We start from the raw sequence: 15,956 nt of genomic DNA, 5'->3' as shown, positions 1-15,956 counted from the left end.
GCGCACACGGGAGCGGGCCGCCTCCCCGCAGGGAGACGGCCCGCACGCGCGCGTGGAGGGGCGGGACCGGACGTCAGTCCTTCGCCTCGGCCAGCAGCTTCTGCATCCGGCTGACGCCCTCGGCGAGGTCCTCGTCACCGAGCGCGTACGACAGCCGCAGGTAACCCGGCGTGCCGAAGGCCTCGCCGGGCACGACCGCGACCTCGGCCTCCTCCAGGATCAGCTCGGCCAGCTCCACCGAGGAGGCCGGGCGCCGGCCGCGGATCTCCTTGCCGAGCAGGGCCTTGACCGACGGGTAGGCGTAGAAGGCACCCTCGGGCTCCGGGCAGAGGACGCCGTCGATCTCGTTGAGCATGCGGACGATGGTCTTGCGGCGCCGGTCGAAGGCCTCGCGCATCTTCGCGACGGCCTCCAGGTCGCCGGAGACGGCGGCCAGGGCGGCGACCTGCGCCACGTTGGAGACGTTCGAGGTGGCGTGCGACTGGAGGTTGGTGGCCGCCTTGACGACGTCCTTGGGGCCGATGACCCAGCCCACCCGCCAGCCGGTCATCGCGTACGTCTTGGCGACGCCGTTGACGACGATGCACTTGTCGCGCAGCTCAGGGAGGATCGCCGGCAGCGAGGTGAACTTCGCGTCGCCGTAGACGAGGTGCTCGTAGATCTCGTCGGTGAGGACCCACAGGCCGTGCTCGACGGCCCAGCGGCCGATCGCCTCGGTCTCGGCCTCGCTGTAGACCGCGCCGGTCGGGTTCGACGGTGAGACGAACAGCACGACCTTCGTCTTCTCGGTGCGCGCCGCCTCCAGCTGCTCGACGGAGACCCGGTAGCCGGTGGTCTCGTCGGCGACGACCTCCACCGGGACACCGCCGGCGAGACGGATGGACTCCGGGTACGTCGTCCAGTAAGGGGCGGGCACGATGACCTCGTCACCCGGGTCGAGGATCGCGGCGAAGGCCTCGTAGATGGCCTGCTTGCCGCCGTTGGTGACGAGGACCTGGGAGGCGTCGACCTCGTAGCCGGAGTCGCGCAGCGTCTTGGCGGCGATCGCGGCCTTCAGCTCGGGCAGACCGCCGGCCGGGGTGTAGCGGTGGTACTTCGGGTTCTTGCAGGCCTCGATGGCGGCCTCGACGATGTAGTCCGGAGTCGGGAAGTCGGGCTCACCGGCGCCGAAGCCGATCACCGGGCGCCCGGCGGCCTTCAGGGCCTTGGCCTTGGCGTCCACGGCGAGGGTGGCGGACTCGGAGATCGCGCCGACTCGGGCGGAGACCCGGCGCTCGGTGGGAGGGGTTGCAGCGCTCATGGACCCATCGTTTCAGACCGGAAACCTGCCCGGCACGCCGGTTTCACAGACTGAACAGCTACGGGCCGAACCATGAACAAGCGTGCGGATCCGGCCCCCGGCCAGGACGATCTTCGGTACGGCCGCCCCGGACTGCCGCTTTCTGTTCGACGCGACGCCACGGAGCACGTACACTCTCACCTCGTTGGCCTTCAGCAGCCGCGGTCGAGCCGGTGCACACCGAGCACCCGTCCGGATGCGGTACGTTGGGGGACACACCAAAGGGTCGTAGCTCAATTGGTAGAGCACCGGTCTCCAAAACCGGCGGTTGGGGGTTCAAGTCCCTCCGGCCCTGCTACACACACCGCCAGGATGTGTGCGCATGTACGTACAAGCATTGCACCGCCGTGCGGCTCTGGAACCGGGCGCGGCACGGCCGACCCGGGATCAGGTGAGGACGAATGACGGACGCCGTGGGCTCCATCGACACGCCTGATGCCGATGAGGTGCCCGAGTCCCAGAAGAAGGCCCGCAAGGGCGGTAAGCGTGCCAAGAAGGGCCCGCTGAAGCGCCTCGCCACCTTCTACCGCCAGATCATCGCGGAACTCCGCAAGGTCGTCTGGCCGACTCGCAACCAGCTGACGTCGTACACCACCGTGGTGATCTTCTTCGTCGCCATCATGATCGCTCTGGTGACCGTGATTGACTATGGACTCAACCACGCTGCCAAGTACGTCTTCGGCTGAGCACAGAGCGAAGGGCGCCGTGGTAGCGGCGCCCGTTTTCGCATGTTCCACCCCTATGTATCCAGGAAGAAGCAGCCATCGTGTCTGACCCGAACCTGAACGACGCCGTCGAGCCCGCCGAGACCGTCGACGACGAGCTGGACATCGTCGAGGGCGCGGACGAGCAGGACGAGTTCGAGGCTGCCGAGGCCGCACTGGGGGAGCCGGCCGAGGAGACCGCGGTCCACGTCGAGGACGAGGACGAGGAAGCGGAAGAGGCCGACGAGGAAGAAGAACTCGAGGACGAGGCCGCCGAGGAAGAAGAGCCCGCCGAGCCGGTCGACCCCGTCCAGGCGCTGCGCGAGGAACTGCGCACGCTCCCCGGTGAGTGGTACGTCATCCACACCTACGCCGGCTACGAGAACCGCGTGAAGACCAACCTGGAGCAGCGCGCCGTCTCGCTGAACGTCGAGGACTACATCTTCCAGGCCGAGGTGCCGCAGGAAGAGGTCGTCCAGATCAAGAACGGCGACCGCAAGACGATCAAGCAGAACAAGCTGCCGGGTTACGTCCTGGTCCGTATGGACCTGACCAACGAGTCCTGGGGCGTCGTCCGCAACACGCCCGGTGTCACCGGCTTCGTCGGCAACGCCTACGACCCCTACCCGCTGACCCTGGACGAGATCGTCAAGATGCTCGCTCCGGAGGCCGAGGAGAAGGCGGCCCGCGAGGCCGCCGAGGCCGAGGGCAAGCCGGCGCCGCAGCGCAAGGTCGAGGTCCAGGTGCTGGACTTCGAGGTGGGCGACTCGGTCACCGTCACCGACGGTCCGTTCGCCACCCTCCAGGCCACCATCAACGAGATCAACCCCGACTCCAAGAAGGTCAAGGGCCTGGTGGAGATCTTCGGGCGCGAGACGCCGGTGGAGCTGTCCTTCGACCAGATCCAGAAGAACTAGTTTCTTCAGAACCAGTTTCTTCCGGACGTCACGCCCACCAGCGGGACGTACAGCTTCCGAGCAGGTCAGGCACTTGCCTGACCTGCTCGGTTTTTGGCCGCGCATCTATACCCGTTATCGTTGTGCGGTATGCCTGTGACCGGGTGGTCCCCGGACGCGGGCAGGACCCGAAATGAAAGGACCCGGAGAGCTATGCCTCCCAAGAAGAAGAAGGTCACGGGGCTCATCAAGCTCCAGATCAACGCCGGTGCGGCGAACCCGGCCCCGCCGGTCGGTCCTGCGCTCGGCCAGCACGGCGTCAACATCATGGAGTTCTGCAAGGCCTACAACGCCGCGACCGAGTCGCAGCGTGGCTGGGTCATCCCGGTGGAGATCACGGTCTACGAGGACCGCTCGTTCACCTTCGTCACCAAGACCCCGCCGGCCGCGAAGATGATCCTCAAGGCCGCTGGTGTCGAGAAGGGCTCCGGCGAGCCGCACAAGACCAAGGTCGCCAAGATCACCGAGGCGCAGGTCCGCGAGATCGCGCAGACCAAGCTCCCCGACCTGAACGCCAACGACCTGGACGCCGCGTCGAAGATCATCGCCGGCACCGCCCGTTCCATGGGCATCACGGTCGAGGGCTGAACCCCACCTTCGTAGAACCACCGTGGTAGGGCCTGCTCGGCCCGTACACCACGACTCCTTCAGAACACACAGGAGCAAGTTGTGAGCAAGCGCAGCAAGGCCCTTCGCGCTGCGGACGAGAAGATCGACCGGGAGAAGCTGTACGCCCCGCTCGAGGCCGTCCGTCTCGCCAAGGAGACCTCCACGACCAAGTTCGACGGCACCGTCGAGGTCGCCTTCCGTCTGGGTGTCGACCCGCGCAAGGCCGACCAGATGGTCCGTGGCACCGTGAACCTCCCGCACGGCACCGGCAAGACCGCCCGGGTCCTGGTCTTCGCGACCGGTGACCGTGCCGAGGCCGCGCGTGCCGCGGGCGCCGACATCGTCGGCGCCGACGAACTGATCGACGAGGTGGCGAAGGGCCGTCTGGACTTCGACGCCGTCGTCGCCACCCCGGACCTCATGGGCAAGGTCGGCCGCCTCGGCCGCGTCCTCGGCCCGCGTGGTCTGATGCCGAACCCGAAGACCGGCACCGTGACCCCGGACACCGCCAAGGCCGTGACCGAGATCAAGGGCGGCAAGATCGAGTTCCGCGTCGACAAGCACTCGAACCTGCACTTCATCATCGGCAAGACGTCCTTCGAGGACGACAAGCTGGTGGAGAACTACGGCGCCGCGCTGGAGGAGATCCTCCGTCTGAAGCCGTCCGCCGCCAAGGGCCGCTACATCAAGAAGGCCGCCATCAGCACCACGATGGGCCCCGGCATCCCGGTCGACTCCAACCGCACCCGCAACCTCCTCGTCGAGGAGGACCCGGCCGCCGTCTGAGCCACGCGCTCGGTCCGGTAGCCGCGTCAGGGACGCGTCAGCACCAGGGCGGGCCCCGCGATCCGAGAGGATCGCGGGGCCCGTCGCGTTTCCCGGCGATGGCCCTGTCGTGTTTCCCGGCGGCGGGGCTCGTCGTGTTTCGCGGCGACGGGGCTCGTCGTGTTTCCCGGCGGCGGGGCTCGTCGTGTTTCGCAGTGGCGGGGCCTGTCGGGTCTCCCGGCGGCGAGGTGACGAGGCCTGCCGGGTTTCCGGCGGGTGGTCCGGTCCGGGTACGACGGCTCCCCGGCCCTCGTCGACTTCCCGCACGGTGTCGGTGGCCTGGGTTAGCGTCGAGGGGGCGGGACTCGTATCGGGGGGTGGGCCGGGATGACGAACAGGGGTGTGCGCCGGGTGGCCCTGGCGCTCGCGGCGGCCATGGCGCTGGCCGGGCCGGCCGCATGCACCTCCTCGGCGGACCGCGGCTCCGGAAGCGGGACCGCCACCCACGATGCCCGCTCCCTGGCGGCCCTGCGCTCCGCCGAGCGGTCCACGCACCGGGCCCGGTCGGTCAGGGTCCGCTCCACCACCACCCTGGGCGCCCTGATGTCCACCAGGGCCGAGGGCACCCTCGGCTGGCGGAAGGGCCTCACCGGCACCCTCACCATCACCTACACCGGCGGCAGCACCGCCGACCTGATGCGGAAGCTCGACTCCACCTCCATGGAGACCCGCTACCTCCCGGACGCGTACTACGCCAAGGTCGGCGGGGGATTCGCCCGGCAGCTCGGCGGCAAGCACTGGATCCGGTACCCGTACGCCTACCTGGCCACGCTCGGCAGCGGCTCCGGCGCGATGATGACGGACCTGATGCGCAACACCACCCCCAACCAGTCGGTACGACTGCTGCTGGCCTCCGGGGACGTACGCAAGGTCGGCGAGGAGCGGATATCCGGTGCGCCCACCGCCCACTACAGGGGCACGGTGCGCCTCTCCGACCTGGCCGGCGACGGCGAGCTGCACCGGCAGCTCAGCGGAGCCGGGGTGGCCGGGGAGACCGTGGACATCTGGGTCGACGGCAAGAACCTGCTGGTCAAGAAGGTCGAGAAGGCCGACACGGCGAGCGGCACGATGACCCAGACCGCGTACTACAGCGACTACGGCGTGAAGGTCAGCGCGCGCCAGCCGCCGGCCGGCGACACCGAGGACTTCAGGACGCTGCTGGGGAGACAGGGCGGCAGCGGCGCGCCCGCGTCGTGAGAGAAGCCGCCGGAGAAGCCATGGGAGCGGTCGTGGGAATGGCCGTGCAAGCGGTCGTGGGAGTGGCCGTACGGAGCCGATTTGCTTGACAGCGCGCCGGTCCCGTACCCTCCTCGTGAAGCCAAAGACCGCTGGTCGTTGCCGTGTGCTCGTGAGAGCGTGCGGTGGCCGAAGGATCCGCTGAACCGCGGACGACCCGCGCAGGTGACCGTGGAAGAGCTCCTGGAACATGCGCCCCGCGCGTGTGTGCCCGGTCGAGCTACGCCCCGTGCGCCTGCGCCGGGGCGTTTCGTTTTCCCAGCCCCTTCCGAGCGGTCCTCATCACCCGGAAGGAGGCCGACGCTCTATGGCAAGGCCCGACAAGGCTGCCGCGGTAGCCGAGCTGACGGAGCAGTTCCGCAGCTCGAGCGCCGCCGTGCTGACCGAGTACCGGGGTCTCACCGTGGCGCAGCTCAAGACGCTGCGCCGCTCGCTCGGTGAGAACGCCCAGTACGCCGTGGTGAAGAACACGCTGACCAAGATTGCGGCCAACGAGGCCGGGATCACGACGCTCGACGACCTGTTCAACGGTCCGACGGCGGTCGCCTTCGTCACCGGTGACCCGGTGGAGTCGGCGAAGGGTCTTCGTGACTTCGCCAAGGACAACCCGAACCTCGTCATCAAGGGCGGTGTCCTTGACGGCAAGGCGCTGTCCGCCGACGAGATCAAGAAGCTCGCGGACCTCGAGTCCCGCGAGGTTCTGCTCGCCAAGCTGGCGGGCGCCCTGAAGGGCAAGCAGACGCAGGCTGCTCAGGTCTTCCAGGCGCTCCCGTCGAAGCTCGTCCGCACCGTGGACGCGCTTCGCGCCAAGCAGGACGAGCAGGGCGGTGCCGAGTAACTCGGCTCGCGAAATGACCGCCGCCTGAGGCCCAGCGCCGAGGAAAGCGGTCGTAGCGGGCCGAACGTCTACGCAGTAACGCCGCAAGGCGCACGCCCGCCAGACATGTACATACGGCACCAGCCGAATCACTGAAAGGAAAGCCATCGTGGCTCTCACCCAGGACGAACTGCTCGCCGAGTTCGAGGGCATGACCCTCATCCAGCTCTCCGAGTTCGTGAAGGCGTTCGAGGAGAAGTTCGACGTCACCGCCGCCGCCGCGGTTGCCGTCGCGGGTCCGGCCGGTCCGGCCGCCCCGGCCGAGGCCGCCGAGGAGCAGGACGAGTTCGACGTCATCCTCACCGGCGCCGGCGACAAGAAGATCCAGGTCATCAAGGTCGTGCGTGAGCTCACCTCGCTCGGCCTGAAGGAGGCCAAGGACCTCGTGGACGGCGCCCCGAAGCCCGTCCTCGAGAAGGTCGCCAAGGAGGCCGCGGAGAAGGCCGCCGAGTCCCTCAAGGGCGCCGGCGCCTCCGTCGAGGTCAAGTAACACCTCCGAGGTCGCAAAGACCTCTGTGTGCTGAAACACCCCCTCGGGGGCTGTAACGCGCAGACCGCGAAGAGCGATCATCCATCCGGGTGGTCGCTCTTCGGCGTTTCCGGGAGGCCGACCACGGTTGCCTTGCACCCGTGACGGCGGGGGGTATGGTGATCTTCGTCGTTGTCTCCGGCGCGCCGGGTTTGCGCAGCGGGGCCTTGACGAACCGCACGCAGCGCGCAATTCTCAGGACGCGTCGCCAGAACGGTCCGAATCCGAGGCATGGATCGGCGACGAAGAGGGCAGTATCAACGTGCGTTGAGGGCAGGCATGACGCAGGCGTTGACGATGAAGAGGGTCTCAGAAAATGGGGACTGGACATCAGTGTGCCAAGTGGCTACACTGACCCTTTGCGCTGCCTGTTAGCTGCCCCCTGCCCGTCACCAGGGGTCTGCCCTCACCCGAACGCCGACGACGAACCTCCTCTGAACTGGGGTTTCTGTCTCTGTGTCCCGGGAAGGGACCGGGGAGCGCGTAGTGAGTCCGAGCCCTCGGAAGGACCCCCTCTTGGCCGCCTCGCGCACTGCCTCGAACGCGAATATGAACAACGGCGCCAGCACCGCCCCGCTGCGCATCTCTTTTGCAAAGATCAAGGAGCCTCTCGAGGTTCCCAACCTGCTCGCGCTGCAGACCGAGAGCTTCGACTGGCTGCTCGGCAACACCGCCTGGCAGAGTCGGGTCGAGGAGGCTCTGGAGTCAGGTCAGGACGTCCCCACCAAGTCCGGTCTGGAGGAGATCTTCGAGGAGATCTCCCCGATCGAGGACTTCTCCGGGTCGATGTCGCTGACGTTCCGCGACCACCGCTTCGAGCCGCCTAAGAACAGCATCGACGAGTGCAAGGAGCGCGACTTCACGTACGCCGCCCCGCTCTTCGTCACGGCCGAGTTCACCAACAACGAGACCGGTGAGATCAAGTCCCAGACGGTCTTCATGGGCGACTTCCCGCTCATGACGAACAAGGGCACCTTCGTCATCAACGGCACCGAGCGTGTCGTGGTGTCGCAGCTGGTCCGTTCGCCCGGTGTCTACTTCGACTCCTCCATCGACAAGACGTCCGACAAGGACATCTTCTCGGCCAAGATCATCCCGTCCCGGGGTGCCTGGCTGGAGATGGAGATCGACAAGCGCGACATGGTCGGTGTCCGTATCGACCGCAAGCGCAAGCAGTCCGTGACCGTCCTCCTGAAGGCGCTCGGCTGGACCACCGAGCAGATCCTCGAGGAGTTCGGCGAGTACGAGTCCATGCGCGCCACCCTGGAGAAGGACCACACCCAGGGCCAGGACGACGCGCTGCTCGACATCTACCGCAAGCTGCGTCCGGGCGAGCCCCCCACGCGTGAGGCCGCGCAGACGCTGCTCGAGAACCTGTACTTCAACCCGAAGCGCTACGACCTCGCCAAGGTCGGCCGCTACAAGGTCAACAAGAAGCTGGGCGCGGACGCCCCGCTGGACGCCGGCATCCTGACCGTCGAGGACGTCATCTCGACGATCAAGTACCTGGTCAAGCTGCACGCCGGCGAGACCGAGACGACCGGTGACAGCGGCGGCACGATCGTCGTCGAGACCGACGACATCGACCACTTCGGCAACCGTCGTCTGCGCAGCGTCGGCGAGCTCATCCAGAACCAGGTCCGTACCGGCCTGGCCCGGATGGAGCGCGTCGTCCGCGAGCGCATGACCACCCAGGACGTCGAGGCGATCACGCCCCAGACCCTGATCAACATCCGGCCGGTCGTCGCCTCCATCAAGGAGTTCTTCGGCACCAGCCAGCTGTCCCAGTTCATGGACCAGAACAACCCGCTGTCGGGTCTCACCCACAAGCGCCGTCTGTCGGCTCTTGGCCCGGGTGGTCTCTCCCGTGAGCGGGCCGGCTTCGAGGTCCGTGACGTGCACCCGTCGCACTACGGCCGCATGTGCCCGATCGAGACGCCCGAAGGCCCGAACATCGGTCTGATCGGCTCGCTCGCCTCCTACGGCCGGGTCAACGCGTTCGGTTTCGTCGAGACCCCGTACCGCAAGGTCGTCGACGGCCAGGTCACCGACGAGGTGGACTACCTGACCGCCGACGAGGAGGACCGCTTCGTCATCGCGCAGGCCAACGCCGGCCTCAACGACGACATGCGCTTCTCCGAGGCCCGCGTGCTGGTCCGCCGTCGTGGCGGCGAGGTCGACTACGTCGCCGGTGACGACGTGGACTACATGGACGTCTCGCCGCGCCAGATGGTGTCGGTCGCGACCGCCATGATCCCGTTCCTCGAGCACGACGACGCCAACCGTGCCCTCATGGGCGCGAACATGATGCGCCAGGCCGTGCCGCTGATCAAGAGCGAGGCCCCGCTCGTCGGCACCGGCATGGAGTACCGCTCCGCCGTCGACGCCGGTGACGTGGTCAAGGCCGAGAAGGACGGTGTGGTCCAGGAGGTCTCCGCGGACTACATCACCACCGCCAACGACGACGGCACGTACATCACGTACCGCCTGGCCAAGTTCTCCCGGTCCAACCAGGGCACCTCGGTCAACCAGAAGGTCATCGTCAACGAGGGCGACCGCATCATCACCGGCCAGGTGCTGGCCGACGGTCCGGCCACCCAGAACGGCGAGATGGCCCTCGGCAAGAACCTGCTCGTGGCGTTCATGCCGTGGGAGGGTCACAACTACGAGGACGCGATCATCCTGTCGCAGCGCCTCGTGCAGGACGACGTCCTCTCCTCGATCCACATCGAGGAGCACGAGGTCGACGCCCGTGACACCAAGCTCGGCCCCGAGGAGATCACCCGGGACATCCCGAACGTCTCCGAGGAGGTCCTCGCCGACCTCGACGAGCGCGGCATCATCCGCATCGGCGCCGAGGTCATCGCCGGTGACATCCTCGTCGGCAAGGTCACCCCGAAGGGTGAGACCGAGCTGACGCCCGAGGAGCGCCTGCTGCGCGCGATCTTCGGTGAGAAGGCCCGTGAGGTCCGTGACACCTCGCTGAAGGTGCCGCACGGCGAGACCGGCAAGGTCATCGGTGTGCGCGTCTTCGACCGCGAGGAGGGCGACGAGCTTCCCCCCGGTGTGAACCAGCTGGTGCGCGTCTACGTCGCGCAGAAGCGCAAGATCACCGACGGTGACAAGCTCGCCGGCCGGCACGGCAACAAGGGTGTCATCTCGAAGATCCTGCCCATCGAGGACATGCCGTTCCTCGAGGACGGGACCCCGGTCGACATCATCCTCAACCCGCTCGGTGTGCCGTCCCGAATGAACCCGGGACAGGTCCTGGAGATCCACCTCGGCTGGCTCGCCAGCCGCGGCTGGGACGTCTCCGGCCTCGCCGAGGACTGGGCACAGCGGCTCCAGGTCATCGGTGCCGACCAGGTCGCCCCGCGCACCAACGTCGCCACCCCGGTCTTCGACGGTGCCCGCGAGGACGAGCTGGCGGGTCTGCTCCAGCACACCATCCCGAACCGCGACGGCGACCGCCTGGTGCAGCCGTCCGGCAAGGCGCGGCTGTTCGACGGCCGCAGCGGTGAGCCGTTCCCGGACCCGATCTCCATCGGCTACATGTACATCCTGAAGCTGCACCACCTGGTCGACGACAAGCTGCACGCCCGTTCGACCGGCCCCTACTCGATGATCACCCAGCAGCCGCTGGGTGGTAAGGCCCAGTTCGGTGGCCAGCGGTTCGGCGAGATGGAGGTGTGGGCGCTGGAGGCTTACGGCGCCGCGTACGCCCTCCAGGAGCTGCTGACCATCAAGTCCGACGACGTCACCGGCCGCGTGAAGGTCTACGAGGCCATCGTCAAGGGCGAGAACATCCCCGAGCCCGGCATCCCCGAGTCCTTCAAGGTCCTCATCAAGGAGATGCAGTCGCTCTGCCTGAACGTGGAGGTGCTGTCCAGCGACGGTATGTCCATCGAGATGCGTGACACCGACGAGGACGTCTTCCGCGCTGCGGAGGAGCTCGGCATCGACCTGTCCCGGCGCGAGCCGAGCAGCGTCGAAGAGGTCTGACGGGAGTCCGGCGGGCCCTGAGCCATCAGGGCCCCGCCGACCCCCAGGCCCCCGTTTCAGACCACAGACTCACGACCCTGAGAGGGATTGACGCATAGTGCTCGACGTCAACTTCTTCGACGAGCTCCGGATCGGCCTGGCCACCGCTGACGACATCCGTCAGTGGAGCCACGGCGAGGTCAAGAAGCCCGAGACCATCAACTACCGCACGCTCAAGCCGGAAAAGGACGGGCTCTTCTGCGAGAAGATCTTCGGCCCCACCCGGGACTGGGAGTGCTACTGCGGCAAGTACAAGCGCGTCCGCTTCAAGGGCATCATCTGTGAGCGCTGCGGCGTCGAGGTGACCCGCGCCAAGGTGCGCCGTGAGCGGATGGGCCACATCGAGCTGGCCGCGCCCGTCACGCACATCTGGTACTTCAAGGGTGTCCCGAGCCGCCTGGGCTACCTGCTGGACCTGGCGCCGAAGGACCTCGAGAAGGTCATCTACTTCGCGGCGTACATGATCACGTTCGTCGACGAGGAGCGCCGTACCCGCGACCTGCCCTCCCTGGAGGCGCACGTCTCCGTGGAGCGCCAGCAGGTCGAGAACCGCCGGGACGCCGACCTGGAGGCCCGCGCCAAGAAGCTGGAAAGCGACCTGGCCGAGCTGGAGGCCGAGGGCGCCAAGGCCGACGTGCGCCGCAAGGTGCGCGAGGGTGCCGAGCGCGAGATGAAGCAGCTGCGCGACCGTTCGCAGCGCGAGATCGACCGCCTCGACGAGGTCTGGACCCGCTTCAAGAACCTCAAGGTCCAGGACCTGGAGGGCGACGAGCTCCTCTACCGCGAGCTGCGTGACCGCTTCGGCACGTACTTCGACGGCTCGATGGGTGCCGCGGCGCTTCAGAAGCGCCTGGAGTCCTTCGACCTCGACGAGGAGGCCGAGAAGCTCCGCGAGATCATCCGCACCGGCAAGGGCCAGAAGAAGACCCGTGCGCTCAAGCGCCTGAAGGTCGTCTCCGCGTTCCTTCAGACCAGCAACAGCCCCAAGGGCATGGTGCTGGACTGCGTGCCGGTCATCCCGCCGGACCTCCGCCCGATGGTGCAGCTGGACGGTGGCCGCTTCGCGACCTCCGACCTGAACGACCTGTACCGCCGTGTGATCAACCGGAACAACCGCCTGAAGCGCCTTCTCGACCTCGGTGCCCCCGAGATCATCGTGAACAACGAGAAGCGCATGCTCCAGGAGGCCGTGGACGCCCTCTTCGACAACGGTCGTCGTGGTCGCCCGGTCACCGGCCCCGGCAACCGCCCGCTGAAGTCCCTCAGCGACATGCTGAAGGGCAAGCAGGGTCGTTTCCGTCAGAACCTGCTCGGCAAGCGTGTCGACTACTCGGCGCGTTCCGTGATCGTCGTCGGTCCGCAGCTGAAGCTGCACCAGTGCGGTCTGCCGAAGGCCATGGCGCTGGAGCTCTTCAAGCCGTTCGTGATGAAGCGCCTGGTCGACCTGAACCACGCGCAGAACATCAAGAGCGCCAAGCGGATGGTCGAGCGCGGCCGCACCGTCGTGTACGACGTCCTCGAAGAGGTCATCGCCGAGCACCCGGTGCTGCTGAACCGTGCGCCCACCCTGCACCGCCTCGGCATCCAGGCCTTCGAGCCGCAGCTGGTCGAGGGCAAGGCCATCCAGATCCACCCGCTCGTCTGCACCGCGTTCAACGCGGACTTCGACGGCGACCAGATGGCCGTGCACCTGCCGCTGTCCGCGGAGGCGCAGGCCGAGGCCCGCATCCTGATGCTGTCCTCGAACAACATCCTCAAGCCCGCCGACGGCCGTCCGGTGACGATGCCGACCCAGGACATGGTCCTCGGTCTGTTCTTCCTCACCACCGACGGCGAACTGCGTGACACCAAGGGCGAGGGCCGGTCCTTCGGCTCCACGGCCGAGGCGATCATGGCGTTCGACGCCGGCGAGCTGGCGCTTCAGTCGGCGATCGACATCCGCTTCCCGGTGGGCACCATCCCGCCGCGCGGCTGGACCCCGCCGGCCGCCGAGGAGGGCGAGCCGGAGTACCAGACCGGTGACACCTTCCGGCTGCGCACCACCCTGGGCCGCGCGCTCTTCAACGAGCTGCTGCCCGAGGACTACCCGTTCGTCGACTACTCGGTGGGCAAGAAGCAGCTCTCCGAGATCGTCAACGACCTGGCCGAGCGCTACCCCAAGGTCATCGTGGCGGCGACGCTCGACAACCTGAAGGCGGCCGGCTTCTACTGGGCGACCCGTTCCGGTGTCACCGTGGCCATCTCCGACGTCGTCGTTCCCGAGGCGAAGAAGGAGATCGTCCGCGGCTACGAGGCGCAGGACGAGAAGGTCCAGAAGCAGTACGAGCGCGGTCTGATCACCAAGGAAGAGCGCACGCAGGAGCTCATCGCGATCTGGACCAAGGCGACCAACGAGGTCGCCGAGGCGATGAACGCGAACTTCCCCAAGACCAACCCCATCTTCATGATGGTTGACTCGGGTGCCCGAGGAAACATGATGCAGATGCGGCAGATCGCCGGTATGCGTGGTCTGGTGTCGAACGCGAAGAACGAGACCATCCCGCGTCCGATCAAGGCCTCGTTCCGTGAGGGCCTGTCCGTGCTGGAGTACTTCATCTCCACGCACGGTGCCCGTAAGGGTCTCGCCGACACCGCCCTGCGTACCGCCGACTCGGGTTACCTGACCCGTCGTCTGGTGGACGTCTCGCAGGACGTCATCATCCGCGAGGAGGACTGCGGCACCGAGCGCGGCCTCAAGCTGCACATCGCGGAGGTCGGCGCGGACGGTGTGCTGCGCAAGGCCGAGAACGTCGAGACCAGCGTGTACGCCCGTGCGCTGGCCGAGGACATCGTCGTCGACGGCGTGGTGCTGGCCCCGGCCAACACCGACCTCGGTGACGTCCTCATCGACGAGCTGGTGGCCCGTGGCGTCTCGGAGGTCAAGACCCGTTCGGTCCTGACCTGTGAGTCCGCCGTCGGCACCTGCGCCATGTGCTACGGCCGTTCGCTGGCCACCGGCAAGCTGGTCGACATCGGTGAGGCGGTCGGCATCATCGCCGCCCAGTCCATCGGTGAGCCCGGTACCCAGCTGACGATGCGTACCTTCCACACCGGTGGTGTGGCCGGTGACGACATCACCCAGGGTCTGCCGCGTGTCGTCGAGCTCTTCGAGGCCCGTACCCCGAAGGGTGTCGCCCCGATCTCCGAGTCGGACGGCCGTGTCCGCATCGAGGAGACCGAGAAGACCAAGAAGATCGTCATCACGCCGGACGACGGCAGCGACGAGACGGCGTTCCCGATCTCGAAGCGCGCCCGACTCCTCGTCAGCGAGGGCGAGCACGTCTCGGTGGGCCAGAAGCTCACCGTGGGTGCCACCAACCCGCACGACGTGCTGCGCATCCTGGGTCAGCGTGCCGTCCAGGTCCACCTGGTCGGCGAGGTCCAGAAGGTCTACAACTCGCAGGGTGTGTCGATCCACGACAAGCACATCGAGATCATCATCCGGCAGATGCTGCGCCGGGTGACGATCATCGAGTCCGGCGACGCCGAGCTGCTGCCCGGTGAGCTGGTCGAGCGCTCGAAGTTCGAGACCGAGAACCGTCGTGTGGTCCAGGAGGGCGGTCACCCGGCCTCCGGTCGTCCGCAGCTCATGGGTATCACCAAGGCCTCGCTGGCCACGGAGTCCTGGCTGTCGGCGGCGTCCTTCCAGGAGACGACGCGAGTCCTCACCGACGCGGCGATCAACGCCAAGTCGGACTCGCTCATCGGCCTCAAGGAGAACGTCATCATCGGTAAGCTCATCCCGGCCGGTACGGGTCTGTCCCGCTACCGCAACATCCGGGTGGAGCCGACCGAGGAGGCCAAGGCCGCGATGTACTCGGCCGTCGGCTACGACGACATCGACTACTCGCCGTTCGGCACGGGCTCCGGCCAGGCCGTGCCGCTGGAGGACTACGACTACGGTCCGTACAACCAGTAGCAGCGGGTTCTGAAGGGCGGTCACCCCGGCACGGGGTGGCCGCCCTTCGGCGTGCCAGGGCCCGCCGCGCGGGGACGACGAGTGAGGGTGAGCCCCGGTTCAGCCGTTCCCGGCATGCAGCCGGCGCGCGGAACCGGGACCGTGCCGGCCGCGTGTGGGGGCATCTGAGGGCCGCGGAAGCCTCCGCCTCCGCCCGTTCGCGTGTCGGTCGGCTTTTGTGGTAGATCGGAGGCTCTCCTGAAACCGCAGGTCACAGGCCCCGGCCCCGGTGCTCCTCCTTTTGTTTTGACCGGAGTGATTGCGCTAGGTACGCTCAGACCTTGTGCCTGGGGTGTGCCCTGATCCTCGTGCGTGCCTTCAAACCGCACCTGAGTGACGAAGTGGCCACCGTGATCCGCGCCCCCTTCTGCCGTCCGGCAGGAGTCCGCGGAATCCGACACACCCGACCGCGTGGGTCGGCGACGTTCCAGGTTAGCTTCACCATTCGGCACACAGAAACCGGAGAAGTAGTGCCTACGATCCAGCAGCTGGTCCGCAAGGGCCGGCAGGACAAGGTCGAGAAGAACAAGACGCCCGCACTCGAGGGTTCCCCTCAGCGTCGTGGCGTCTGCACGCGTGTGTTCACGACCACCCCGAAGAAGCCGAACTCGGCCCTGCGTAAGGTCGCGCGTGTGCGTCTGACCAGCGGGATCGAGGTCACCGCTTACATTCCGGGTGAGGGACACAACTTGCAGGAGCACTCCATCGTGCTCGTGCGCGGCGGCCGTGTGAAGGACCTGCCGGGTGTTCGCTACAAGATCATCCGCGGCTCGCTCGACACCCAGGGTGTCAAGAACCGCAAGCAGGCCCGCAGCCGCTACGGCGCCAAGAAGGAGAAGTAAG

Annotated in this window: 11 protein-coding genes and 1 tRNA gene; 11 read left to right on the top strand and 1 reads right to left on the bottom strand. The window is 67.3% G+C overall.

Annotated elements, in window-relative coordinates:
* Nucleotides 1-73: 73 nt before the first annotated feature.
* Nucleotides 74-1,300 carry a pyridoxal phosphate-dependent aminotransferase gene (locus AAW13_RS23845; protein WP_046731099.1) on the bottom strand — a complete coding sequence of 409 codons (1,227 nt, stop codon included), beginning with the start codon at nucleotides 1,298-1,300 and terminating at the stop codon, nucleotides 74-76.
* A 261-nt stretch (nucleotides 1,301-1,561) separates the two neighbouring features.
* Here AAW13_RS23845 and AAW13_RS23840 point away from each other — a divergent pair.
* From AAW13_RS23840 to rpsL, 11 genes are all read left to right on the top strand, one after another.
* Nucleotides 1,562-1,634, top strand: a tRNA-Trp gene (locus AAW13_RS23840).
* A gap of 106 nt (nucleotides 1,635-1,740) precedes the next feature.
* On the top strand, nucleotides 1,741-2,025 hold the full coding sequence (secE, locus tag AAW13_RS23835) for a preprotein translocase subunit SecE (protein WP_046731100.1): 285 nt from the start codon (nucleotides 1,741-1,743) through the stop codon (nucleotides 2,023-2,025).
* A gap of 80 nt (nucleotides 2,026-2,105) precedes the next feature.
* Nucleotides 2,106-2,960 (top strand): transcription termination/antitermination protein NusG, encoded by an 855-nt coding sequence (nusG, locus tag AAW13_RS23830; RefSeq protein WP_046731101.1) that lies wholly within the window; start codon nucleotides 2,106-2,108, stop codon nucleotides 2,958-2,960.
* 192 nt (nucleotides 2,961-3,152) lie between these two features.
* Nucleotides 3,153-3,587: a 50S ribosomal protein L11 gene (rplK, locus tag AAW13_RS23825; RefSeq protein WP_037858373.1), complete on the top strand. Its 435-nt coding sequence runs from the start codon at nucleotides 3,153-3,155 to the stop codon at nucleotides 3,585-3,587.
* An 81-nt stretch (nucleotides 3,588-3,668) separates the two neighbouring features.
* Entirely contained in the window at nucleotides 3,669-4,394 is a 726-nt protein-coding gene (gene rplA, locus AAW13_RS23820) for a 50S ribosomal protein L1 (RefSeq protein WP_046731102.1), read from the top strand.
* Nucleotides 4,395-4,760: 366 nt separating this feature from the next.
* Nucleotides 4,761-5,630 (top strand): SCO4651 family lipoprotein, encoded by an 870-nt coding sequence (locus tag AAW13_RS23815; RefSeq protein ID WP_046731103.1) that lies wholly within the window; start codon nucleotides 4,761-4,763, stop codon nucleotides 5,628-5,630.
* Between the two features lie 346 nt (nucleotides 5,631-5,976).
* Nucleotides 5,977-6,507: a 50S ribosomal protein L10 gene (gene rplJ / locus AAW13_RS23810; RefSeq protein ID WP_046731104.1), complete on the top strand. Its 531-nt coding sequence runs from the start codon at nucleotides 5,977-5,979 to the stop codon at nucleotides 6,505-6,507.
* 145 nt (nucleotides 6,508-6,652) lie between these two features.
* Nucleotides 6,653-7,036 (top strand): 50S ribosomal protein L7/L12, encoded by a 384-nt coding sequence (rplL, locus tag AAW13_RS23805; RefSeq protein WP_107483391.1) that lies wholly within the window; start codon nucleotides 6,653-6,655, stop codon nucleotides 7,034-7,036.
* Between the two features lie 555 nt (nucleotides 7,037-7,591).
* Nucleotides 7,592-11,077 (top strand): DNA-directed RNA polymerase subunit beta, encoded by a 3,486-nt coding sequence (gene rpoB, locus AAW13_RS23795; RefSeq protein ID WP_046731105.1) that lies wholly within the window; start codon nucleotides 7,592-7,594, stop codon nucleotides 11,075-11,077.
* 97 nt (nucleotides 11,078-11,174) lie between these two features.
* Nucleotides 11,175-15,074, top strand: a complete 3,900-nt coding sequence (locus tag AAW13_RS23790) for a DNA-directed RNA polymerase subunit beta' (protein ID WP_046731106.1) — start codon at nucleotides 11,175-11,177, stop codon at nucleotides 15,072-15,074.
* A gap of 509 nt (nucleotides 15,075-15,583) precedes the next feature.
* Entirely contained in the window at nucleotides 15,584-15,955 is a 372-nt protein-coding gene (rpsL, locus tag AAW13_RS23785; protein WP_003948652.1) for a 30S ribosomal protein S12, read from the top strand.
* Nucleotide 15,956: the final 1 nt, after the last annotated feature.

Source organism: Streptomyces humi (assembly GCF_001005085.2).
Lineage (GTDB): Bacteria > Actinomycetota > Actinomycetes > Streptomycetales > Streptomycetaceae > Streptomyces > Streptomyces humi.
This window is presented reverse-complemented; position numbering and strand designations above follow the sequence as displayed.

Bases quoted from the DNA above. Each gene is read 5' to 3' on its own strand.
- secE (WP_046731100.1), top strand. From the start codon at position 1,741: ATGACGGACGCCGTGGGCTCCATCGACACGCCTGATGCCGATGAGGTG.
- AAW13_RS23845 (WP_046731099.1), bottom strand. From the start codon at position 1,300: ATGAGCGCTGCAACCCCTCCCACCGAGCGCCGGGTCTCCGCCCGAGTC.
- rplK (WP_037858373.1), top strand. From the start codon at position 3,153: ATGCCTCCCAAGAAGAAGAAGGTCACGGGGCTCATCAAGCTCCAGATC.
- rplJ (WP_046731104.1), top strand. From the start codon at position 5,977: ATGGCAAGGCCCGACAAGGCTGCCGCGGTAGCCGAGCTGACGGAGCAG.
- AAW13_RS23815 (WP_046731103.1), top strand. From the start codon at position 4,761: ATGACGAACAGGGGTGTGCGCCGGGTGGCCCTGGCGCTCGCGGCGGCC.